Source organism: Treponema bryantii NK4A124, from assembly GCF_000421345.1.
GTDB lineage: Bacteria > Spirochaetota > Spirochaetia > Treponematales > Treponemataceae > Treponema_D > Treponema_D bryantii_B.
The window spans coordinates 142,348-166,237 of sequence record NZ_ATWV01000004.1; the positions used below are offsets into that span (position 1 = coordinate 142,348).

20 protein-coding genes are annotated in these 23,890 nt (G+C 43.1%); 16 read left to right on the top strand and 4 right to left on the bottom strand.

Going from position 1 to position 23,890, the window contains the following annotated elements:
* Positions 1-7 precede the first annotated feature (7 nt).
* Both G626_RS0105200 and G626_RS17305 read left to right on the top strand, forming a co-directional pair.
* Positions 8-724 (top strand): PHP domain-containing protein, encoded by a 717-nt coding sequence (locus G626_RS0105200; protein WP_022931732.1) that lies wholly within the window; start codon positions 8-10, stop codon positions 722-724.
* 140 nt (positions 725-864) lie between these two features.
* On the top strand, positions 865-1,914 hold the full coding sequence (locus tag G626_RS17305; protein WP_022931733.1) for a GGDEF domain-containing protein: 1,050 nt from the start codon (positions 865-867) through the stop codon (positions 1,912-1,914).
* 60 nt (positions 1,915-1,974) lie between these two features.
* On the opposite strand, the gene G626_RS0105210 is transcribed toward G626_RS17305, so the two are convergent.
* Complete coding sequence (locus G626_RS0105210) at positions 1,975-3,414, bottom strand: alanine/glycine:cation symporter family protein (RefSeq protein WP_022931734.1); 1,440 nt, start codon at positions 3,412-3,414, stop codon at positions 1,975-1,977.
* A 149-nt stretch (positions 3,415-3,563) separates the two neighbouring features.
* Here G626_RS0105210 and G626_RS15510 point away from each other — a divergent pair, with 149 nt between their 5' ends.
* From G626_RS15510 to G626_RS15520, 12 genes are all read left to right on the top strand, one after another.
* Entirely contained in the window at positions 3,564-4,910 is a 1,347-nt protein-coding gene (locus G626_RS15510; RefSeq protein WP_022931735.1) for an MATE family efflux transporter, read from the top strand.
* A gap of 63 nt (positions 4,911-4,973) precedes the next feature.
* Complete coding sequence (locus G626_RS0105220) at positions 4,974-6,161, top strand: aldo/keto reductase (protein WP_022931736.1); 1,188 nt, start codon at positions 4,974-4,976, stop codon at positions 6,159-6,161.
* Positions 6,162-6,204: 43 nt separating this feature from the next.
* Positions 6,205-7,653: an MATE family efflux transporter gene (locus G626_RS0105225; protein WP_022931737.1), complete on the top strand. Its 1,449-nt coding sequence runs from the start codon at positions 6,205-6,207 to the stop codon at positions 7,651-7,653.
* A gap of 61 nt (positions 7,654-7,714) precedes the next feature.
* Complete coding sequence (locus G626_RS0105230; protein ID WP_051142198.1) at positions 7,715-8,845, top strand: ImmA/IrrE family metallo-endopeptidase; 1,131 nt, start codon at positions 7,715-7,717, stop codon at positions 8,843-8,845.
* Positions 8,836-9,309: a hypothetical protein gene (locus tag G626_RS15515; RefSeq protein WP_022931738.1), complete on the top strand. Its 474-nt coding sequence runs from the start codon at positions 8,836-8,838 to the stop codon at positions 9,307-9,309. The genes G626_RS0105230 and G626_RS15515 overlap by 10 nt, the downstream gene beginning before the upstream one ends.
* A 78-nt stretch (positions 9,310-9,387) precedes the next feature.
* On the top strand, positions 9,388-10,977 hold the full coding sequence (locus tag G626_RS0105240; protein ID WP_022931739.1) for an alpha-L-arabinofuranosidase C-terminal domain-containing protein: 1,590 nt from the start codon (positions 9,388-9,390) through the stop codon (positions 10,975-10,977).
* Between the two features lie 81 nt (positions 10,978-11,058).
* Positions 11,059-12,312 (top strand): acyltransferase family protein, encoded by a 1,254-nt coding sequence (locus G626_RS0105245; RefSeq protein ID WP_022931740.1) that lies wholly within the window; start codon positions 11,059-11,061, stop codon positions 12,310-12,312.
* 128 nt (positions 12,313-12,440) lie between these two features.
* Positions 12,441-14,984, top strand: a complete 2,544-nt coding sequence (locus tag G626_RS0105250; protein ID WP_022931741.1) for a peptidase associated domain and porin domain-containing protein — start codon at positions 12,441-12,443, stop codon at positions 14,982-14,984.
* A 21-nt stretch (positions 14,985-15,005) separates the two neighbouring features.
* Positions 15,006-15,674: a MotA/TolQ/ExbB proton channel family protein gene (locus tag G626_RS0105255; RefSeq protein ID WP_022931742.1), complete on the top strand. Its 669-nt coding sequence runs from the start codon at positions 15,006-15,008 to the stop codon at positions 15,672-15,674.
* Positions 15,675-15,691: 17 nt separating this feature from the next.
* A complete protein-coding gene (locus G626_RS0105260; RefSeq protein ID WP_022931743.1) occupies positions 15,692-16,096 on the top strand; it encodes an ExbD/TolR family protein in 405 nt (134 codons plus the stop codon).
* Between the two features lie 3 nt (positions 16,097-16,099).
* On the top strand, positions 16,100-16,507 hold the full coding sequence (locus G626_RS0105265) for an ExbD/TolR family protein (RefSeq protein ID WP_022931744.1): 408 nt from the start codon (positions 16,100-16,102) through the stop codon (positions 16,505-16,507).
* The gene (locus G626_RS15520) at positions 16,504-17,097 is read left to right on the top strand and encodes an energy transducer TonB (protein WP_022931745.1); all 594 of its coding nucleotides are present in this window, start codon (positions 16,504-16,506) and stop codon (positions 17,095-17,097) included. Before G626_RS0105265 ends, G626_RS15520 begins: the two co-directional genes overlap by 4 nt.
* Before the next feature lie 42 nt (positions 17,098-17,139).
* Here G626_RS15520 and G626_RS0105275 read toward each other — a convergent pair whose 3' ends face one another.
* A complete protein-coding gene (locus tag G626_RS0105275; protein ID WP_156003183.1) occupies positions 17,140-17,316 on the bottom strand; it encodes a hypothetical protein in 177 nt (58 codons plus the stop codon).
* A 187-nt stretch (positions 17,317-17,503) separates the two neighbouring features.
* On the opposite strand from G626_RS0105275, the gene G626_RS0105280 reads away from it, so the two are divergent.
* Positions 17,504-19,342, top strand: a complete 1,839-nt coding sequence (locus G626_RS0105280) for an ABC transporter ATP-binding protein (protein ID WP_022931747.1) — start codon at positions 17,504-17,506, stop codon at positions 19,340-19,342.
* Positions 19,339-21,186, top strand: a complete 1,848-nt coding sequence (locus G626_RS0105285; protein ID WP_022931748.1) for an ABC transporter ATP-binding protein — start codon at positions 19,339-19,341, stop codon at positions 21,184-21,186. Before G626_RS0105280 ends, G626_RS0105285 begins: the two co-directional genes overlap by 4 nt.
* Before the next feature lie 171 nt (positions 21,187-21,357).
* On the opposite strand, the gene tkt is transcribed toward G626_RS0105285, so the two are convergent.
* Complete coding sequence (gene tkt / locus G626_RS0105290; RefSeq protein ID WP_022931749.1) at positions 21,358-23,334, bottom strand: transketolase; 1,977 nt, start codon at positions 23,332-23,334, stop codon at positions 21,358-21,360.
* Positions 23,335-23,410: 76 nt separating this feature from the next.
* Complete coding sequence (locus G626_RS0105295; RefSeq protein WP_022931750.1) at positions 23,411-23,881, bottom strand: PTS sugar transporter subunit IIA; 471 nt, start codon at positions 23,879-23,881, stop codon at positions 23,411-23,413.
* Positions 23,882-23,890 lie beyond the last annotated feature (9 nt).

Here is a 23,890-nt window from a genome sequence, read left to right on the forward strand (position 1 = left end):
TTCTATTATGAAAACATACAAATACGAAACTCACCTGCATACCTGCGAGGCCAGCAAATGCGGCTCTTCTTCCGGCGCAGAATATATTTCAGTTTATAAAAAACTTGGTTACGACGGTATTTTTGTAACAGATCACTTTTTTGGCGGCAACACGGCTGTTTCTCATGAGCTGGACTGGCATACCCGTATAGAACAGTACTGCGCCGGCTACGAGGCTGCCCTGGCCGAGGCAAAAAAGCAGAATGCAACAGATGGCGGAGATTTTAAGGTTTTCTTTGGAATTGAACAGACTTTCCAGGGCGACGACTATCTTGTTTACGGGCTGGATAAAAACTGGCTTTTTGACCACCCTGATGTTGAAACTATGAATCATGCCCAGCTTTTTGATGCCGTAAACCGCGAGGGCGGTCTTATGATTCAGGCTCACCCTTTCAGACTGCGCGGCTACATCAACGCGATTCATCTGCACCCGCGAGAGGTTCACGGAGTTGAAGTTTACAATGGCGGCAACACCCCGGACCAGAATGAGCTTGCCCTTCACTACGCCCAGCTCTATAACTTTCCTATGACCAGCGGCTCTGATATTCACAACATTAATTTTGCCCTGGAAGAAAAAGGCGAAGGCTCTATGGCAGTTGGCGGCATGGAGTTTGACAGCCCGCTCAAGAGCATTGAGGATTATATTGAACGAATAAAAAATAAACAGGGTAAGATAATAAAATAAATATTGCCACACGGATTTGAAATGCCTAACGGCATTTCTGGTTAATTAATATAATATGATTTTGCGTTAGCAAAATCGAATCCGTGTGGTACCTTTCCTTTTTTGACAAATAGTCCTTTCGGGTTTAGAATTAAAATAATATGCAGAACAATGCTTTTGCAAAGCAGCTTGCCATAATTCTTGGAATTTTTGGCATATCTGCGAACTTTTTGGGGACGTTAATTTCGCTTTTTACAGGACTTGCTCACGTTAGTGGTGCCGAGAATTTTATTCTGGATACTGCTGTCTGCTTTGCATGTACGCTTGTTCTTGCCTTAATTTTCTATTTATTATGCTTCCGACATAAGAGTTACAGCAAGTTTAATATCCTTTCCATAACTTTTTGCGGCTTTGTAACCTTTACTGCTATGTACATTACTACGGGAAATGTTATCTGCGGCTTTCCTTTTTACATGATGATTATTCCTATGTACTACGGATTTTCACTGCCTGTAAGGAAAAGAAGTTTTTCTCTGCCTATTCTCAACCTGATTTTTTATAACGCTTTATTTGTACTCACTTTTAAGGCACCTTATTTTCCGGGACGAACAGTGCTCTCCAATACAAGCATGATTCAGCACTGTACTGCCTTTTCTTCGGCCTACCTCTTTTTGTTCTTTGTCTGCTTCCTTGTTTCCAAACAGTTTATGAAGCAGAATCAGAAGCTGGAAGATTCAGAGAAAAGCTACCGCGAGCTTTCCAGCCGCGATGAGCTCACAGGTCTTTACAACCGCCGCGCTCTGGATAACCGCGCCGAGCTTGGTTTTAAAAGCCTGATTATTTATGACATTGATTTCTTCAAAAATATTAACGACACCTATGGTCACCAGGTTGGCGATGTTGCCCTGCAGAATCTTTCGCAGATTGTTTTAAAATACTGCTCAAATGAGTTTGAGCTTTTCCGCTATGGCGGCGAAGAGTTTGTTATTCTTTCCCGCCTGCCGGATGATATTACTCTGGAGCTCTTTCAGCATGTTATGCACGATGTAAGAATGCTCTTTGTGGTTGAAGGAAATCCGGTTACTATTTCTGCGGGTATTGCTTCTTTCTGTAAGGATTATCAGAGAACTCTGAAAATTGCTGATGAAAACCTTTACCTTGCGAAGACTGATGGTCGTAATAAGATTTATATGAATGGGGAAGAAGTCTAGTAGTTATGGTGGTTTCGATACGCCCTTCGGGCTACTCAACCACCATGCAGGGGCGTTTAATTACAAAGTCGGATACTTATCGAAGTATGCCTTTGTCTCTTTAGCTACTACGCCAGAGAGAACTATGAGGGCGATACAGTTAGGAATTGCCATGAGACCGTTGAAGATGTCGGCAATTGTGAAAACTGCATTTACTGTAAAGTATGGTCCGATTGCTACTGCAAGAATGTAGAGCCAGCGGTAAACCTTAACTGGTCCCATATTTCCCTTTGTCAAATACTCAAGACATTTTTCTGAGTAGTAGTCCCAGCCGAGAATTGTTGTGAAAGCAAAGAAAGCAAGACAAAGCATGAGAAGGAACTGAACACTGTGTCCGTCACCACCGAGAACCTTTGAGAAGGCTGTTGCTGTAAGTACGGCACCCTGAGCACCTGCGTTCCATTCTGCTACTCCACCAATGATGTCGCCGTAGAATGCGATAACAATTGCAAGACCTGTCATTGTACAGATTATCAGTGTATCGATGATTGTACCTGTCATGTTTACAAGGCCCTGCTCTACAGGCTCATTTGTCTGTACGGCAGAAGCTGCGATTGGAGCAGAACCAAGGCCGGCCTCGTTAGAGAAGATACCGCGGGCAATACCCTTCTGCATTGAGTCTGTAATCTGCTTGAATACGAAGCCCATTGCACCGGCTCCAACTGCACGCCATCCGAAGGCTGACTTGAAGATGAGGGCGAAGGCTCCTGGAATCTTCATTGCATTCATGATGAGGATTGAAAGTCCGAGGAATACGTAGATTATTGCCATTGCAGGAACTACTTTTTCTGCTACCTTAGAAATACGTTTGATACCGCCGATTACTACGAGGGCTGTACAAACTGTTACTACTGCTCCGGAAATTACTGTTGCCCATGTGTAGTCGTTTCCGAAAAGTGTGAAAGCGATGTGTGAGTTTGTTGGGTCGAAGGCATTGTTTACGGCTGATGTAATACCGTTGATCTGTGTCATTGTACCAATACCCATGATACCGGCAAGGGCTCCGAATACTGCAAAGAGAACTGCGAGCCACTTCCACTTTGGTCCCATTCCTTTTTCGATTGTGTAGAAAGGTCCGCCGAGTACGTGTCCATCAGGACTTACTTCGCGGTACTTGATTGCCAGCATACATTCTGCATATTTTGTTGCTGTTCCAAGGATTGCGGCAATCCACATCCAGAAGAGGGCTCCAGGGCCACCGGCTACGAGAGCTGTCGCAACACCGACAATATTACCTGTACCGATTGTTGCTGAAAGGGCTGTACAAAGTGCTGCAAAACCGGAAAGCTCGCCTTTACCTTCGTTCTCTTTGAAGATAGAACGGAAGGCACGTCCAAATTTTGTGAACTGAATGCCACGTGCACTGATAGTCATGATAAGACCTGTGGCAAGAATTAAAACGATTGTAGGGATTCCCCACACGATTCCGTCAATGGAATCCAGGATAGAAGTGAATGTCATGTTTCCACCTTTTATTGATTTGTTTCTATTATAATATCGGATTTTTTGTTTCTATTCATCAATACATATGAAAATTTCACAAAAAAAATGAGCAAAATATATATAGAATTTTACTATTATAAGTAGTTGCAAAATGCTAAATTACCGCTATGGATAAGAAATCTCGTGGCGCCCTGCCAATGCTTAAGCTTACTCTCCCTATTGCTATGGAGCAGTTTTTCCGTATTCTTGTATCTTCTGTTGATACTATGATGCTCAGCTCCTACAGTAACGATGCGGTTGCGGCTGTAGGTCTTGTTTCTCAGTACTCTTTCTTTTTGACTATTCTTTTTTCGGTAATTGGAACCGGATGTTCTATTGTCCTTGCCCAGTATCTTGGTGCAGATAAATCTGAGGGCGAGTTGAACCATATTGCCCAGGCCGGTGCAATTATGGTTTTCTTTATGTCGATTTTTATGACTGCCCTGGTAATTTTTGGAACAGGCTGGCTGCTGGACCGCTATACTCTGGACCCGACCGTCCGCCGCTATGCATGGCAGTATTTCATAATTTTTGGCGGAATCTGCTGTTTCTTTAACGCCTTCAGCCTCTTGCAGGGCGCGATTTTGAGAAGCTACGGCTACACAAGCGAAGCTATGATTGTTTCTATCGTTGCTAACCTTACTAACGTACTTGGAAATGCCTTGTCTCTTTACGGCTGGTTTGGTCTGCCGGTTCTGGGAGTGCCTGGTGTTGCGGGTGCTTCGGGACTTTCTATGCTTGTTTCCTGCATTCTCTTCCGCGTATTTATTAAGCGCCGCAAGGATGTTGTTTTCCATATGCACGGAATTACCAAGGTGCCGCGCGAAGCCTTCCGCCTTGTTCTTAAGGTTGGTGTGCCTACTGCCGGTGAAAGCCTTTCTTACAACGTGAGTCAGATTACCATCATGGCAATGATTTCTACGCTTGGAACTTATGCTATGTCGGCCCAGGTTTATACAATGACGATTCTGCGCTTTGTATTTGTTGCGGCAATTGCGATTGGCCAGGCCACTCAGATTAAGGCCGGATATTTTGTTGGTGCAAAACAGAATGATATTGTTTACAAAAAGGTCTTCCGCTATCAGTTAGTGGCAACTACCTTCTCCATGGTTATGATGGTGGTTGTAAACCTGATAAAGCGACCGGTAATCGGAATCTTTACAGACATCCCCGAGGTCTACGGCTTTGTAAGCACCCTTTTGATTTACTCTGCTTACATTGAGTTCGGCCGTTCTTTGAACCTGATTTACGTTGGTGCTTTAAAGGGGGCCGGTGATGTCCGCTTCCCTGTTCTCTACGGCATTTTCTCTAACTGGACCTTTATGGTTTTGGGCTCTTATATTCTTGGTCTTAAATGCGGGCTTGGCCTCGTTGGCTTCTGGCTTGGTATTGGAACTGATGAAACCACACGCGGGCTTGTAATGCTTTTGCGATGGAAGAGCCGCCGCTGGCAAAAGCATGCCCTTGTAAAATAATCTTGTAAAAAAGTCTGAAAGCGATATAAAATATAATATAGAAAAATATAAGCGGAGTTCTCTATGCAATATAGAAAGAATAAAAAGGGAGAGGATATTTCTATTCTAGGCTACGGCTGTATGCGCTTTTCCACAAAGGCCGGCCGTATTGATTTAGAAAAAGCCGAAAAAGAAATTCTTGCCGCTGTTGAAGCTGGTGTAAATTATTTTGACACAGCCTACATTTACACCGGCAGCGAAGCCGCCCTTGGCGAAATTGTTGAACGCAACGGTCTCCGCCAGAAAATCAATATTGCGACTAAGCTTCCTCAATACCTGATTTCCAACAGAACTTCAATTGATAAATATTTTTCTGAAGAGCTTTCCCGCCTCCGCACTGACTATGTTGATTATTACCTCATGCATCACCTTACCGATTATTCTCAGTGGGCAAGGCTTAAGTCTCTTGGCATTGAAGAATGGATTGCTTCAAAAAAGGCAAGCGGTGAAATCAGGAACATCGGTTTTTCTTTCCATGGCACTACAGAAATGTTCAAAAAGATTCTTGATGATTACGACTGGGACTTCTGTCTTGTTCAGTATAATTATCTTGATAAGGTTTCTCAGGCCGGAGAAGATGGCGTAAAGGCGGCCGCGGCCAAGGGCATTTCAGTTATGATTATGGAACCTTTGCGCGGTGGCAAACTTGTTGGCCTTCTTCCGGAAGGTGCAAAAAAACTGATTGCTTCGAATGCCCGCGGCTGGTCTGCCGCAGAATGGGGCTTCCGCTGGCTTTACAATCAGAGCGAAGTTACCTGCGTTCTTTCCGGCATGAACAGTCTTGAGATGGTAGAAGAAAACTGCCGCATTGCCGCAGACGCAAGTGCCGGTCACTTTACAGACCAGGACTTTGCTTTTATTGACCAGATAATTGCCGAGATAAAAAGAACAGAAAAGGTTGGTTGTACCGGCTGCAAATACTGCATGCCTTGTCCTAAGGGAATTGATATTCCGGGCCTTTTCCGCGCCTGGAATCTTATGTATTCTGAATCGCGCTATTCCGGCCGTTATGATTATTTCCAGACTACAGGACTTAGAAAAGAATCTGCTTTTGCTACTGCCTGCATTGGCTGCGGTAAATGCGAAAAACACTGTCCTCAGGAAATACAAATTCGCGACATGATTAAAAAAGCTGATAAAGAAGTCAGTCCATGGTATATGAAGGCAGCGATTAGCGTGGCCAAGAAATTCCTCCTGCGAGGAAAAAAATAGGCTGTCTTGTATAAACTGGTTAATCGTTTTACAATAGCACATCATGAAACTCTTCCAGAAAGATCCTGCTTTTTATAAGGGTGTATTTTCACTCGCCCTTCCTATTGCTTTACAGAGCCTTATCAGCATCGGCGTAAACATGCTGGACACAATCATGGTAGGAAGCCTTGGGGAAACTGCCCTTTCTGCTACTTCACTGGCAAACTCTTTTATCAGTATTTATCATATTTTCTGCATGGGCCTTGGAATGGGAGCCTCTGTTCTTGTTTCCCGCTATTGGGGAATGAAAAAGGCCGCAGAAAATGATGAAGAAAAATCGTCTGACACGGCAGAGGCGACTGCCGGGGCAGCAACCGCGGCTGCAGAAGCCGACCGCGCCCTCAAACAAACAGTTTGTCTCATGCTTAGAATTACTTTGGGACTTGCGGCAATTTTCGCCCTGCTCACTTTGTTTATCCCCAGCGCCATCATGAAAACCTACACCAGCGACATCGAGATTATAAAACTTGGCGATGTTTACTTCCGCTGGTCAGTTATAACCTACTTTTTCCTGGGCACAGGCTTAGTCTCAACTATCGTGCTGCGAAGTGTGGGCCAGGTAAAACTGCCTCTTTACGTCTCTATTGGAGTCTTCTTTGTAAACCTGGGAGCAAACTACGCTTTTATTTTCGGTAAGTTTGGGGCGCCAAGAATGGAGGTTGCAGGAGCCGCTCTGGGAACTTTGATTGCCCGCCTTTTCGAAGCCGCAATGATTCTGGGCTACCTTTTTGGGGTTGATAAAAAAATCCATTTCCGCATCCGTGACCTCTTTATGAAAACTGGCTCCCTGCTTGGGGAGTACATAAGAATCAGCATTCCGGTTCTAGTGAGCGATGCAATTCTTGCAATCGGCAATAATTCTGTTGCAATGGTAATCGGTCACCTGGGAGCGGCCTTTGTTGCGGCTAACGCAATCACAAGCGTAACCCAGCAGCTGAGTACGGTTGTAATCCAGGGCGTTTCGCAGGCCGGCGCGATTGTTACCGGTCAGACTCTGGGTCTTGGAAACCGCCACAAAACCATGGATCAGGGCTGGATGTTCTTTGGTCTGGGTCTGGCACTTGGAGCAGTATCTGCCGCCTTTATTATGGCAGCCAGTCACCCAATCATCTCAACCTATAAAGTAAGCGAAGAAACCGTAAAAATCGCAGAACAGCTCATGGCCGCCATCAGCATCATCATAATTTTCCGCGCTACAAACTCCATCATGACCAAGGGCGTTCTCCGCGGTGGCGGCGACACAAAAATGCTCATGATAGCCGACAATATCTTTCTCTGGGTCCTCGCAATTCCTTTCGGTATTCTCGCCGGCTTCGTCTTCCACTGGCCGGCCTTCTGGATTTACATCGCCCTAAAATCAGACGACATCGTCAAAACCTTCTGGTGCCTCGGCCGCCTCAAAAGCGAGAAGTGGATTAAGAAGATAAGTACAGGGAAATATAAAACTATTTGATTTTCTATTTTGACAATAATCACATATTATATTATACTTAGTATATAATGTGGAGGTTATTATGGCTTTAGCAGATTTGGGTAGAAATGTCAGAAGGTATATGAAACTTCAAAAGCTTTCTATTCCTCAACTGGCAGAAAAAAGCGGATTGGGAACGGCGACTCTTTCTAATATTCTTAATGAAAAAGCGTCTCCAAATTCTTCGACATTAATAAAAATCTCAACAGCACTTGGAGTTTCTTTTCCTGAATTACTTGCTGAAACTCCAAAATTAAAGACATTAAGATTCAGAACTAATACAAAGCTGACAGCAAGAGAAGTTGCTGAAAGAGATCAGCTGGAAATAGATTCTGCTATCTGGCTTAAGAATTATGTTTCTCTTGAAGAATTAACCGGGAAGAAATCAAATTACAAACTCAAGAAAGTTGTTTCTAAAGATCCTAAAGAGGCTGCAAAAGAAGTCAGAAAAATCTTTAATATCAAAGAAGAAGCACCTGTGTATGATATAGTTTCTCTTATAGAAAATGCTGGAATAAAACTATATCTTCATGATTTTAACTTTCAGAAAACTTTTGGTCTTTCTGTAAATGAAGAAGATGGTGGTCCTGCAATAATAGTAAATAACAATGAGAATATAAGTGTTGAACGCAAGATATTTACTATAGCTCATGAATTAGGACATCTGATACTTCATAAAACTTCTTTTAATGGTGAGTTTGCAGAAGAAAACGAAACTGAAGAAAAAGAAGCTGACACCTTTGCCGCAGAATTCTTGATGCCGGAAAAAGCATTTATAAAACAATGGGAAGCTCATAGCGGTATCTCCTGGGTTGATGCTGTATTACAGATAAAGCAATATTTTGGTGTAAGCTATAAAACAGTTTTGTATCGTTTGAATTCTCTTATAGGAGATCGTTTTAAGCCTGGTTATTTGTATATAGAGTTTGCAAAACTATATCGCCAGAAATATGGTCATGATTTGAAAAACAATTATGAGCCTAAATCTATATCTGAAATGGTTCCTGCAACTGATGAGCCGGCAGAACTTTCTTCTTTCAGCTTTACAGAAGAAAGATTTGAAAGACTGGTTCGTCTAGCCTATGAACAGGAAAAAATTACAATAAGTCGTGCAGCTGAAATCTTGAATCTTTCCGCAACAGAGATGAGGGAGAGAGTTGCTGAATGGCTGTAATTGCAATTTGTGATGCAAACATACTTATAGATTACTCAAAATCTGATATCTCTATCATAAAGAAAATATCAGAATACTATGAACAAGTTTGTGTCCCAGATATTATTCTTCAGGAAGTTGGAATTATTTCTGATGAACAAGCAAAAGCTCTAGGAATTACTATTGTTGAAACTCCGCTTGAATTAGAAGAAGTTCCTTCGCTTTCTTATCAGGATAGAACCTGTTTGTATTATGTAAAACAGAATAAATGGGAATGTCTTACTAATGACAAAGCTCTGCGTAAACATTGTGAAGCAGCAGGTGGAACTGTAGTCTGGGGATTACAAATGCTTTTAAAACTTGTTGAAGCAGATTTGATTACAGTTACTTATGCTGAAAAGATTGCAAGAAAGATTAATCAAGTGAATCCGGAAATTAATGAAAAAGTATTGAATGGGTTCCTGAATAAATTGAAGAAGATTTAAGAATCTTTCCAATTAAAATAGAGTAATGTTATACTAATTCTAGTAAAACGATTTACTATTATAGTATAGGAGTAAAAAATGTCAAAAAAAGCCAGAATTACTGTTCATCCGAAATTTAAGATTGGGGAGATTTCTCCACGTTTGTTTTCGGCTTTTATGGAACCGATTGGAACTATTGTAAACGGCACTATGTATAACCCGAAACATCCGACTGCGGACGAGCAGGGCTTCCGCACAGACTTTATTGAGGCGCTGCGGGGAACTGGGCTGCCGGCGGTTCGTATGCCTGGAGGTAATTTTGTTTCTGCCTGGCAGTGGAAGGATTCTATCGGACCGATGGAAGGACGCAAGGCTCATCTGGACCCGGCGTGGCATCAGTATATTCCAAATGATGTTGGACACGATGAATATCTGCAGTGGGCGGAAAAGGTTGGCACCGCGCCGATTTATACTGTGAACCTTGGAACCGGAAATCTGCAGGACGCGATGGATTGTGTTGAATACACAAATCACGAGGGCGGAACTTACTGGTCTAACCTTCGCCGTAAGTACGGCCACGAAAAGCCTTATGGCGTAAAAACCTGGTGTCTTGGTAACGAGATGGACGGCCACTGGCAGCTTGGTTCATGGGAGAAAAATCCGTCTGGTTACGGAATTCTATGCCACGAAGCTTCAAAAGCCATGAAGTGGATTGATGAAACAATTGAAACTGTTGCCTGCGGTTCTTCTGCTTCGTTCATGGACCACTATCCTGAGTGGGAAGCAAAGGTGATGGACCAGTGTTACGACACAGTTGATTATCTTGCGCTGCACCACTACCACATTGCAAAGCCGGGCGATACTTTGTCGCTGCTCGGCGGTTCTCTTTATTATGAAGATTTTATAAATACTGAGGCAGCTATGCTCGACTACATTCAGGCTAAGCACCACTCGCCTCGTAAGGTAAATATTTCTTTTGATGAATATGGTGCTTTTCCGCGCCCGTTCAGCGAGCTGCATCCTGGATATGGTCCTTACAACATGGCTCGCGTTCACTACAAATTTGACCCGGAGCGCAAGTATGTTCGCCATGACCCGGACAAAATGCCGGAGCGCGAATTCCCGGGCGGAGATATGCTTAAGGTTTTGAGCATGACTTCCATTCAGCTCGCTCTCCTACGCCACGCAGACAGAGTTAAAATTGGCTGTATGACAGGAGGGCTTGCTGCTTTAGCCGCAGCTAACCACGACACTGTCTGGCGCCCGGCAACATACTTTGCCTTCCGTCAGCTGATTGACTACGCCCGCGGTACATCACTGCAAACAATTATAGACAGCGAAACCTTCAATATGCCGGGCTACGCAATTGATGACACTTCTCAGTACACGGGCAAGAACAATGTGAACTATATTGACAGCGCCTGTGCCTGGGACGAAAAGGCTGGCCGCCTTACAGTCTTTGTAATCAACCGCAGCGAAAAAGAAAACTATCCACTGGACCTGGACGTTCGCGGATTTGAAGGATTAAAAAACTGCACAAACTACGAAATGTACAGCAAAGACTTCGATGCAAGGAGCAGCGCTGGTCATGACTGGAAGGCTCCTTCAAAAAAATCAGTAACAATAAAAGAAGGAATTGCTTCTGTAAAGCTTCAGCCGCTTTCCTGGAACGTAATAATATTTGAATAATCGTCATTGCGAGCGCAGCGAAGCAATCCATATGGATAGATTGCCACGTCGCTACGCTCCTCGCAATGACGTGGAGGAAAAATGTACCTAACTTTTACCGTTTACGCGCTGCTTGTTGCGCTTTTTATCTGGGGCGGAAAATTCGCCGGTTTTAAAAAAGAGAACTTTCATGAAGATTCAGCCTCGCTGGATTCCTTTATGTCTCTGCGGGGCTTTGCTGCCATTGGTGTAATTCTGCATCACATCTCACAGGAGCAGGCCTTTCAGATGGCGAACCACTACGGCACAAAGCCGGGAGAACTCAGCATTTTTGTAAATGCCGGTTATCTTTTTGTAGCAATCTTCTTTTTCTGCTCGGGCTTTGGTCTTATCAAAAGTCTCGAAACAAAGCCGGACTACTTTAACGGCTTTATGAAAAAGCGCGTTGTAAAAACTCTCGTAATTCCATATTACGTAAGCATTCTGATTTATGGAATTCTGCGCTTTGCTACAGGAGAACGCTTTGCACCAGTCCAGTGGGTAACACACATTCTGGGCTTTACAATGATGAACGAATATGCCTGGTATCCGATTATTGCCGCCATTCTTTACACTGCCTTTTATCTGATTTTCAAAAATATCAAAAACCGAAGAATCAGCTATCTTCTTATGGCCCTGGTCATTGTTCTGCTTGGAATGATTTTCTGTGTAAACGGACACTTTACCTGGTGGGCCGGTCCAAAGAACTGGTGGTTGGGAGCTTCTCCTCTTCATGAAAAATGGTGGGCCCAGCAGAAGGTCTTCTGGATTTCCGGCGAATGGTGGATTAATTCCTGTCCTGCCTTTTTCATCGGTATGCTCTTTGCTCAGTTTGAAGACCAGATTCGCAGCTGGTTCAAAAAGTTCTACTGGGGCAAACTGCTTCTTGTACTTGTAATTACTGTTGCTGCCTATATGCTTTCCGGCTTCGGCCAGTGGAAGTTCGGCTGGTGGTCAGAGTTCAACGGTAACGGCCCTGACATCGGCAAAAAGATTGCAACTTACTTCTGTGTAATTCCATACAGCATGGTCTTCCCTATTATGATTTTTACAATCATGCTCAAGTACAAGGTGTCAAATCCGGTAAGCCGCTTCTTTGGAAAACTTTCTCTGGAAACCTACATGATGAATCTGATTGCCATTACTGCCTTCCGCTTCCTTATGTATAAACCGCATCCTCAGTACGGCTCAATTCCTTTCTACAAAGCAGGCCACTACAATCTCGCAATTTATTTTGCCGCAGTTTTTGCCCTGACAATTCTGCTTGGCCTGCTTTACAAGTTCCTCTGCGGACTTATCACAAAAAGAATTAAGTAAAAAAACATATTGTCATCCTGAACTTGTTTCAGGATCTATAAAAAAGACCCCGAAACAAGTTCGGGGTGACAGAAAAATAAAGGTAACAAAAATCTCCTGCTCAGTTGTCTAATTAGCAGGAGATTAAAATGCATCTTAGTAAACAAATCAAGAGTGCCCTTTCAATCGGGGCACTCAGTCTTTTCTGCGCTGCAAGTCTTAGCGCATATCAAATCAATATTACAGTAAATGACAAAGAGCTTGACTTTCCTCTCGAGGGAGTAAAAGTTACTGTCGCTAATTCCGGCGACCTTGCGACCTTCACAAATGAAGATGGTCTTGCAAGTCTTGAAATTCCAGATTCTGTAAAGACCGGAAAAGTAATCCTTACCTACCCCGGCTACAAAACAGAAGAAGTTAATTTTAAGGAATCACAAACTGAAATTACCACTTCCCTTTCTATGGCAGATGTAATCGAAGGAAAGGAACTTGTTGTAGAACGCTCGGCTCCCGGAGTCAGCGATGAACAGTCTGGTGTTTCTGTTGTAATCGAAAAGGAAACTTTTGAATCTACAGCCCGCATGGGTCTTATAGAAGATGTAATGTCTTCTGTAAACACATTGCCAGGAATTTCTTACGGAGGAACTCAGCCTTCTGTCCGCGGTGGTTACCCCCGCGACACAACTGCCGTTATGGACGGAGTTTATCTTTTGTTTCCATGGCAGTGGGGAGGCATCTGTTCCATCTTTGATCCAGGAATGGTAGACAGTGTTAAAATGTCTAACGGTGTTTTTTCTGCCCGCTATGGCCGGGCTCTTGCAGGACTTCTGGAAGTTAATACAATTACGCCAAAAGAACAGAAGCTTTCTTTTACAATTTCTACTTCAGATATTTCTACAAACGCTTACCTTCAGCTTCCGTTCGGAGAGAAGGCCGGAATGTTTGCAGCAGGAAAAGTAACATATCTGGATCCTCTTTTTGCACTTTATAAACAAATTATTACAGAAGGTGAAATTGCAGATGCCCTCAACATGATTAAGGTTTGTCCTTACATCCGCAACGGCTATACCAAGTTCTATTACAATCCTACAGAAAAACTTAACTTCACTTTGAGCGGATTTATTGGCGGAGACGGAATCGGTTATGAAGGAATCAATGAAGAGAATGAGCAGAAATCAACTTTAAGTCTGGATTATTCAATGCTTCAGGCTTTTACTCAGCTTAATGCAAAATGGCTGCCAACAGAAAAGCTTCAGTTTAAGGGCTTCCTTTCTTATGCATTTACAAATGAAGATGTTGCCCAGAATCAGACTCTGTCAGGAAAATATAAATACAATGATGACTTTATAAATCAGTATGGCTTCCTTCTTTCACCAGAGGCCATTGCTTCAAAGTCTTATAATCTTCCGGAACTCAAAAACTCTTTCTCAGAAGTTATTAAAGAACACTCAATTGAAGGTAAGCTTGAAGGTGAATACGAACTCAACAAAACTATTACTCTTGCAGCAGGTGCCGATGTTATGTGGTCAAAGAGCATTTCAAAAGACACTTTTAATACCTGGGTTGAACGGCCTTCTTCAAATCCTTATCTTCCAGGATTTAATCATTATGATGCAGTAATTCAGGCAGAAGGAAATAACATGGTAAACTCAGCTGCCTATGCCCTTATGAGTTTTGGAAGTGAGAGTTCCCTCGTCAATGGAGAGCTTGGTCTTCGTACAGATCACTTCTTCATTTCAAATAAGGATGATGATTTATTCCTCAATTCAAAACCAGCCTTCAGCCCTCGCGGTACAATCCGCTATACCCCATGGAGAAATCAGGGTATCTTCGACAGAGTTTCATTCTCAGGCGGTGTAGGACTCTTCTCTACAATTCCTGTTGAAATGGGCCTTGTTACTAATGCCGCCGGCGTTGATAACTGTGAAATGAATAAGGCTGTATTCTCTGTTCTTGGAACTGACATTCAGCTTGCTGATGACTGGAACTTTAAGCTTGAAGGTTATTACAGATATTACTATTCACGTCTTTATATGATCGAACAGTACAATGCAAATACAGGAAACGTTTTGTACAAGAATGATGGAATCGGTTATTCTTACGGCTTCGACCTCATGCTTCAGAAAAAGACTGGAAAGTGGTACGACGGATATATTTCTTACTCTTTCATCAACGCAAAGTTTAAGAACCCGACTACTCCGGAATTTGACAATCAGGTAACCATGAGAGGCGAACCTTTGAATGAATGGTACTATCCGGAATACCACCGCTTCCACACCGTAAACCTTGTTGTAAACTTCCACCCCACAAGTCACTGGGACATTATGGTAAAAGGAACCTTTGCTTCTGGAACACCTCTTCGCGAGACCGGAGACGTTTTCTGCTACCCTGTAGTTATGGAAGACGGAACTGTAATTCAGCGTTACTCTCAGCATTCATGGTACAGCGACACTCTCAGATCTCAGATTTCCTGCCCGGTAGATTTGCGCGTTGCCTACAAGTTTGAGACAAGAGGCGGAAAACTCAAATGGGAAATCTACGGTGGAGCACAGGATATCTTTGTTAATCTTTATTCACCAAAAGCCGGCAGTACCTTTGATGCCTACACAGGAGAAACTTCAGACGTTCCTTCATCAGCCGGCTTCAACATTGGAATCCCACTCATCAACATAGGATTTAAATTGACATACTAAAACAAAAGGAGAAAATTTATTATGGAAAGCAAATGGAGCTTAATCGAACTTTTTAATCTTGGCGGACCTTTTATGTGGATTCTGCTTGTATTCTCAATTGCAACACTTACAATCATCATTGAGCGTTGTATTTATATCGGCTGGCACGACTGCAAGGTTACCCCGCTTTCAAACAAAGTAAAGCAGCTGCTTCGCGAAGGCAAAAAAGACGAAGCAGAAAAAATGCTTTCAGAGCTGAGTCACAAAAAAACAGCCGCAACAATTCTCTACGCTCTTTTAAGCAATGCAAGATTCGGTGAAGCCCGAATGGAAAATGCCGCTGAATGCGAAGCTCAGGAAAGAATCCGCAGAATGGAAAACGGTTTTAATTATCTCACTGCCCTTTCTTCAATTGCGCCGCTTACAGGCTTCCTTGGAACTGTTTCCGGAATGATTGGCGCCTTTAAGTCTATTGCCGCCGCAACTGATGTAAATGCCCAGCTGGTTGCAAACGGAATTTACGAAGCCCTTATTACAACAGTCTTTGGTCTTATTATTGCGATTGCGGCTCTTGTTGCTTACAACCTGCTTGTTCAGCGCGTAGATACCTTTGCCGCAGAAACATCAAAATGCATAAATGATTTGATTCCGGAATTGCTCGAAGACAAGCCTGCAGATGATTTTGATAACAGACTGGAACGCAGAGCTTAGGAGAGCCAGAAGATTTTATGATTAAGCGTTTTATGAAACATGCTCCGGACGACTCTTCCAGCTCCGGAGCCTTGAATGATCTTTCTTTTCTGCTGATTATTTTCTTTATCGTAATCGCGGGCTTTAATGTAAACAAGGGTTTTCTTTTGAATCTTCCGGTAAAGGATAAGCCCCGTATTGTAAAAACTGATGATTTGATGAAGTGCCGCCTGGTGGCAGACGGTTCGATCATGCTGGACAATAAACGGCTCACACTGGAGGAGCTTCGCACAGCAATTGCAGAAAAAAAAGCCGAGTGGCCCAACATGACCTTTCTGCTTTTGATTGACGGAAACACAGAATATCAGCAGGTAGTCGACATCATCTACGAAATCAAGCAGCAGAAGATTGAAAACTTTTCATTTAAGCTGGATGGAGAATAAGCAATGTTTACAATACAACGTCGAAAGCGCAAGGCCAGCATAGCAACCGCTTCCATGTCTGATATCGGCTTTCTGCTTTTGATTTTCATCATGCTGATTTCACTTATAAATCAGCGTCACGAAGAAAAAATTGAATACTCAGAGGCAAAGATTCTTGAGAAAACTCAGGAAGAAAAAAATCTTGAAATCTGGATAAAAAAAGACGGCGGAATTTTTGTCGAAGGCAATCAGCTTAGTCCTGAAAATCTTGAACTTCTGATTGCCGGAAAAATTGCAGAAGAACCGACTGCCCGCATTCATATTATCGCAGACAGAAACACCCCTTACAGATACATAAATGATGTTGTTTCTGTTCTTCAATTGCTGCAGCACAGAGTTGTAAGCTTTGTTGTAAAAGAGGAATTATCATGAGAGTTGAAGCTTTACAAAAATTTAAGCCACTTGCCCGCCCTATTCTTTTTTCACTTGTAATTGCAATTCATGTGATTGTACTTATCTGCGTAAAGTTTTCTGTAAGCGCGGCTGCCGTAGAAGAGGAAAAGAATGCAGAGATTTTTAAGCTGGTAGATGTAGAAGAATTTGTTCCGCCTCCACCACCTCCTCCTGTAATCGAAAAAAAAGAGGTCGTTGTTAACACAGTAAAGACCTCTGAAAATATTCAGGAAACAGAAAAAGAAGTTGTAGAGGTTGAAGAAGAAATTGATTATGTTCCTCAACATAAGATTTCTGTAGTCCCTGAAATTCCTACAAAGCAGATTTTGTCAAAAATTGAATATCCGAAAATGGCGATGAAACAGGGAATTGAAGGTGTTGTATATCTTGAGCTTTATATTGATGAAGCAGGAAATATCAGACGAATAAATGTTTTGAAGGATCCTGGCTACGGCTTTGCAGATGCCGCTGTTGCCGCTCTGGAAGGAATTACCTGCAAGCCTGCTATGATGAATGACAAGCCTGTAGCAGTCCGCTTCCGCTACCCGGTAAGATTTGTCTTAAGCTAGCCCCGGTGGTTGAGTAGGCCGAAGGCCGTATCGAAACCACCATTACAAATATTTGAACAGCAGATATCCTACTACGAAACCGGCAGGAATTGCGAGTATAAGAAGAATTGCCTTAAGGACTGGATTAATTTTTTTGTTTTCAGTCTGAGAGTCGAGTTTTACTTCGTAAAGAGTCTTGTCGCTTTCGTCTTTAATTTTGATTTTTCTGTTTTCTGGCATATTTATAATATAAATCAGAAACGAGGATATTTCAACGGCCCGCATCTCTCATTTCGCCAACCAGCATCTCTCATTTCCTCACCCCCGCCTTGCAATTCGTGTACGATTTTTAACAATTAAAGCACATCTTTATAGAAAAGGCTTAAAACATAGTGTAAAATCTAAACATTATTTTTCGGAGAAAAATATGAAAGAAAAAAAGTTTAAATCAAGAATAAGGGCTGTGCAAAATAATTTCTTCGCCCTGCGTCTCGTCTGGAAAATGTGTCCCGGCCCGGTTGTCCACATGGCAATTGCAAGACTTCTCTATTATTTCGGCTGGCTTTTTTACAGCGCCTTTTTTATGCGTTATGTAATCAATGCCCTGCAGACCGGAGAAACTTTTAAGGCAATTATGATTTTCATCGGTATCACAGTTGCAGTGTTTGCTTCCATGGCACTCTATAACAGCTTCATTCAGGGCTATGTTGCTCCTCTTGCAAATGCATCTCTGAACAAGCAGCTCTATCAAAAGCTTTTCAAGAAGGCCCGCAATGTAGAGCTTGAATGTTTTGAAAATTCTGATTTTTATGACAAATATACCCTGGCCATGAAAAATGCGGATACAAATCTTTACAATACAGTAGATCAGCTTTTCGGGCTTTTGTTCGGCTTTGTTGCCAGCATCTGTGCCTTTATTTTCATGTTTAAGGTAGACAGTTTTTCTGTTGCTTTTATTCTCCTGCCTATAATCGGTAACTTTTATTTCAGGATTTTGAACAGCCGGATTGATTACCAGCGCAACAAAGAAATGGCTCCACACAACCGCCGCATAGATTACATAAACCGCATAATGTACCTGAAAGATTATGCCAAGGAAATCCGCCTTACAAATATTTTTAATCTCTTAAAGCGACAGTACACAGAGGCCATTACAGGCGTTGCAGATGTAACTAAAAAGTTTGTTCTTAAATCAGCTTTTCTCCACTGGTTTTATGTTATGTTCACCTTCACTTTTATTTTCGAAGGACTTTTAATTTACGGCGCTTATCGAACCTTAGTCAGTAATACCATGACACTTCCACAGCTTGCAGTTCTTACCAGCATGATGGTTTCTACAACCTGGATTCTCATTGGCTTTACAGACAGTGTAACAGCCAGTTTTAAAAACGGACTCTTTGTTGATTACCTGCGCACCTTCCTCGAATACGAAGAAAAAATCCCGGAAGACTATGATGGAACAGATCCCGGAAAAACTATTGATTCCATTGAATTCCGCAATGTATGTTTTGCCTATAAAGACGCTCCTGTTCTTTCAAATCTCAACATGAAGTTTGAGGGCGGCAAAACCTATGCTCTTGTCGGCCATAACGGAGCCGGTAAATCTACAATCATAAAACTCCTTCTCCGCTTTTACGACCCGACTCAGGGCGAAATCCTTCTCAACGGTCATAACATCAAAGAATATAATCTCCAGAAATACCGGGCCTTGTTTGCAACTGCCTTCCAGGACAACCGAATGTTTTCCATGAGCGTTGCAGACAACGTTACCCTTGGAGAAGATATTCCTGCTGAAAAGCGGGAAGCAATTGTAACTGAGGCCCTCAAGCTTTCAGGTGTCTACGAAAAAGTAATGTCGCTGCCGCAGGGAATAAACACTACCCTCACCCGCGAGTTTGATGACCAGGGTGCCGTTCTTTCCGGCGGTGAGTTCCAGAAGATTGTTGTTTCCCGTGCCTTTGCCCGCACCTGCCCTGTAAAGGTTTTCGATGAACCTTCCAGCGCCCTGGACCCGATTGCAGAATATCAGCTTTTTGACAACATCTTAAAGGCCTGTAAAGAAAACACTCTGCTTTTCATTTCACACCGTCTTTCTTCTGTCCAGAATGCTGACCATGTATTTTTGCTTGAACATGGCCAGGTAAAAGAAGAAGGCAGCCACAGGGAGCTTATGGACCGCCATGGTCTTTACGCAGACATGTATCAAAAGCAGGCAGAAAACTATCTTGCCGATAAATCAAAACAAAAGGAGGGAATCTGGGCATGAAAAACGAAATGAAAACAACCGGCTCCACAAGAAAAGCAAAAGCCCGCAAGAGCAGCACTGTCCTCAAAAATCAAATCTTCCTCTGGAAGCTTTGTTTCAAAACCTGTCCTCTTTATATGATTTATCATCTCTACGATGCCTTCCGCTATCAGGGAGTAATCTTTCTGGAGCACGTGCTTGGTATCCGCTATGTGCTTCGTTGTGCAGAATTTCACGAGCCCTTTAGCAAGGCCCTTTTTTACATAGGCCTTATTCTCCTTTTGAATATCCTTCAGATTATCCCGGACGGATTTTTCATTTACGGCTGGCAGTTTAAGTATAAACCCCGTCTCTACAGGGCCCTTAAAGAGCAGATGTTCAAAAAGGCTTCTGAAATTGATTTATACTGCTACGATGACCCGGCCTACTACAACGACTTTGTTTTAAGTGTATCCCAGTCTGAAGCAGCAATTGACCGTTTTCTCGAACTGCTTAATATGGCAATGCAGGCAATTACCGTCCTCTTCACAACAGGTATTTTCTATCTGATGACTGACCCTATTGGTATTGCCTTTGTATTTGTTTCTTTTATACTCCGCTTTGTGGTTTCGAAAAAACTCAACAAAGTTAATTATGAAAACCGTCTTGCTGTAAATCCTCATATGAGAAAGCGTGATTATGTCAGCCGTGTTTTTTATCTTAAGGATTATGCAAAGGAGCTTAGACTTCACCCGAATGCAGGAAAAGAACTTGAAAATGAGTTTGCTGAGGCTAACGACAATATTATTGAAGAACACAAAAAGGTTGCTGCAAAACGCGTATGGTTTCAGTTCCTCAAAGACTATGGTGTCGGAGACTTTTTGATTGATGGTCTTTACATCTCCTACCTTGTTTACAAGGCAGCAGTTCTTCACACTGTAAACTACAGCGATGCAGTAATTCTTTTTAACCGCACAGGGAGTCTCCGCGGCAGCATGAGCCGTTTTGCAGATCTTGGTCCTAAGGCCCACGAGAACTCAATGTTTGTTGATAAAATCCGGGCCTTCCTCAACTACGAGCCTCGTCTTAAGGATGATGTTGGTGATGCAGTACCGGAAGGCGCCGGCGAACTCAAACTGGAGCATGTAACTTTTAAGTATTCAGAAAGCGGTCGCACGGTTCTTGATGATATTTCCCTCACAGTAAAGCCTGGCGAGCATATTGCCATTGTAGGCTATAACGGTGCCGGAAAGACTACCCTCATCAAACTGCTTATGCGTCTTTACGACCCGACCAGCGGAAGCATAAGCTATCACGACCGGAACATCACTAAACTTTGTCCACACGAATATCACAAACGCATTGGAGTTGTTTTCCAGGACTTCCAGATGTTCGGTGCAAAGCTTGCTGAAAATGTTGTAATGGATAATATGACAAAAGATGAACTGAAGGCCAGTGCCCCAGAAATTACAGCAGCCCTCACAGCCGCAGGCTTCGGCGAAAAACTTGCCCGCCTGCCGGATGGACTTTTTACTCAGGTAACCACCGAGTTCGACAAGTCCGGAGTAGACTTTTCCGGCGGTGAAAGCCAGAAGGTTGCAATTTCGCGAGCCTTCTACAAACATGCCGACATCTTAATTATGGACGAGCCATCTAGTGCCCTGGACCCTATTGCAGAGTACGAGCTCAACAAGGCTATGGAAAGTGCCGCAAAGGGCAAGACCGTCTTTTATATTTCTCACCGTCTTTCCACTACCCGCGATGCCGACCGCATCATCATGCTGGAACGCGGCCGGATTATAGAAGAAGGCACCCACGCCCAGCTCCTGGCCCGCAATGGCAAGTACGCCGAAATGTGGAACGCACAAGCAGGAAAGTATAATTAAAACCACAAGTTAAACAAAAAAGCACCCGTGAAAGCGGGTGCCTATGATTTGTGCCGCTGGCGGCTTGACCGCCTGTCGGCACGAAATTAATTTGACACGCAAAGTGCGAAAGCACTTTGTCGTACTCATAGCGTGTTTGACTGCAGCGGGCTTGACCCGCTGTCAGTCAAATTATTTTTTCAGCAATTTAGCCAGATTCTTAGCAGTAAATCCAAGATATTCAGCTACCTTATTAGCTGGACCTGATGTACCGAATGTGTCGATGCAGAAGCAGTTCTCTTTTGAAGTGAACTGGAGCCATTCCATAGAAATGCCGGCTTCTGTACAAACTATGCGCTTTGTATCACCAATGATAGCGTCCTGCTTAGCCTTTGTAAGACCTTCGAACTTCTTCAAATCTGGAACAGATACAACGCGGATCTTCTTCTCAGGAACCATTTCAGCAGCCTGGAGAGCCATATTAACTTCAGAACCACTTGCAAGAATTGTGATATCAGGCTTAGCAGCTCCTTCTTTTACGATGTAAGCACCGCAGTTTGCCATGTTCTTCTTCCAAGACTTGTCATCCTTTGCATAAACAGGAAGTGCCTGGCGTGTGAATGCCATACAAACCGGATGATCTTTAGAAGCGTAAGCAATCTTCCATGCTTCCATAGATTCTTCAGGGTCACCTGGGCGGATAGCCTGAACACCAGGAATAGCGCGGAGAGAAGTCATAGTCTCGATTGGCTGATGTGTTGGACCATCTTCACCTACGTAAATTGAGTCGTGTGTGAATACGTAGATTACAGGCTGCTTCATCAAAGAAACAACGCGGAGAGATGGGCGGAGGTAATCAGCGAATACAAGGAATGTAGCACAGAATGGGCGGAGACCACCGTGGAGAGAAATACCTGCTGCAACAGCAGACATTGCAAACTCACGGATACCGTACTCGATTGTACGGCCAGCACGGTTAGTTGGGCTGAAGGTTCCGTTATCTGTTGCCTTGAATGCAGTCTTGTTTGGCCCCATAAGGTCAGCAGAACCACCAACAAGGTTAGCATAGCGGGCAGCAATTACGTTCAAAGCCTTTCCAGAAGCATCACGAGTAGCACAAGCGTCGCCTACTTTATAAGTAACATCTTTTACAGTTTCATCAGTTACAGCGTCGCTGTGGTAAGCATCCCAGAGCTTCTTGAGTTCAGGATTTTCTTTTGCCCATGCAGCAAAATCAGCATTCCAGTCTGCTTCTGCCTTAGCAAATGCAGCCTTCTTATCTTCGAAATATTTCTTAGCTTCCGGTACAACATAGAAGTCCTGATCAACAGGAAGTCCGAGCTTTTTCTTTGCAGCGATAATTCCTTCTGCACCAAGTGGAGCACCGTGAACATCAGCAGTTCCCTGCTTTGGAGCACCCTTACCGATTACAGACTTGAGCATAATCAAAGTTGGCTGATCCTTGCACTTCTTAGCTTCTTTTACGAGCTCTACGATGCCTTCAACATCATACATGCTTCCTTTAAGAACCTGCCAGCCGTATGCCTTGTAGCGGGCTGCAATATTATCAGTGAAAGTAATATCAGTATTACCATCAATAGAAATCTTATTCTGATCGTAGAATACGATGAGTTTACCAAGCTTAAGATTACCAGCGAGAGAAGAAGCTTCAGAAGCAACACCTTCCTGAAGACATCCTTCTCCTACAAGAGAGTATGTGTAGTGGTCTACAATCTTGTGACCCTTTGTGTTGAATTTTGCAGCGAGCATCTGTTCTGCAATAGCCATACCAACAGCCATTGAAACGCCCTGTCCGAGTGGACCACCAGTACATTCAACACCATCAGTTTCACCATATTCCGGGTGACCAGGACACTTAGAACCAACCTGGCGGAAGTTCTTAATATCGTCCAGACTTACCTTGTATCCTGCAAGATGAAGGATAGAGTAAAGAAGCATAGAACCATGTCCTGCTGAAAGTACAAAACGGTCTCTGTCAGCCCATTTTGAGTTTGCAGGATTGTGCTTCATTACTTCGCCATACAATACTGCTGCAGCTTCTGCTGCTCCGAGTGGAAGTCCTGGGTGACCAGAATTTGCCTTCTGAATTGCGTCCATAGACAAGCTGCGGATTGAAAGTGCAACTGCCTCAACACCTTTCTTGTTCATAGTTTATAACTCCTGTTCAGTAAGGCAATCGGTTGCCTTACAATTTATATATTATTTTCAAAAAAAATAATCTGGTTTAATCCAATTCTTTAATAATTGAAGAAAGTGTAGCCTCGTCTGAACGAAGCTCAAGAGCCTTCTTGAATTTAGAATCTCTGAAAAGAGCAGCAAGAGAAGAAAGAACCTTAAGATGTATCTGCGAATTGTGGGCAAGCAGGATGAACATAACAAATACTTCGCGCTCATCTGGCGCTTTCATATCAATAGGATTTTTAAGGTAAACTACACAAATACGCTGCTCGCTTGCATCTCGCATAATTGGAGCGCGGGCATGTGGAAGTGCAATTCCGTTTCCTACAGCAGTACTCAAAACTGCTTCACGATCACATAAAGCATTATATACAGTTTCAGAAGTCATTCCATCAGGCAAATCAATCATCTTGCAAACTTTAGCATAAATTTCCTGAGGTGTATTTCCTTCTACGTTTTTAAAAACTCCGCCTCTGTGAATAAGCTGTGCCAAGTCTACTTCTACTTCGTTTTCCATAATTTTTTA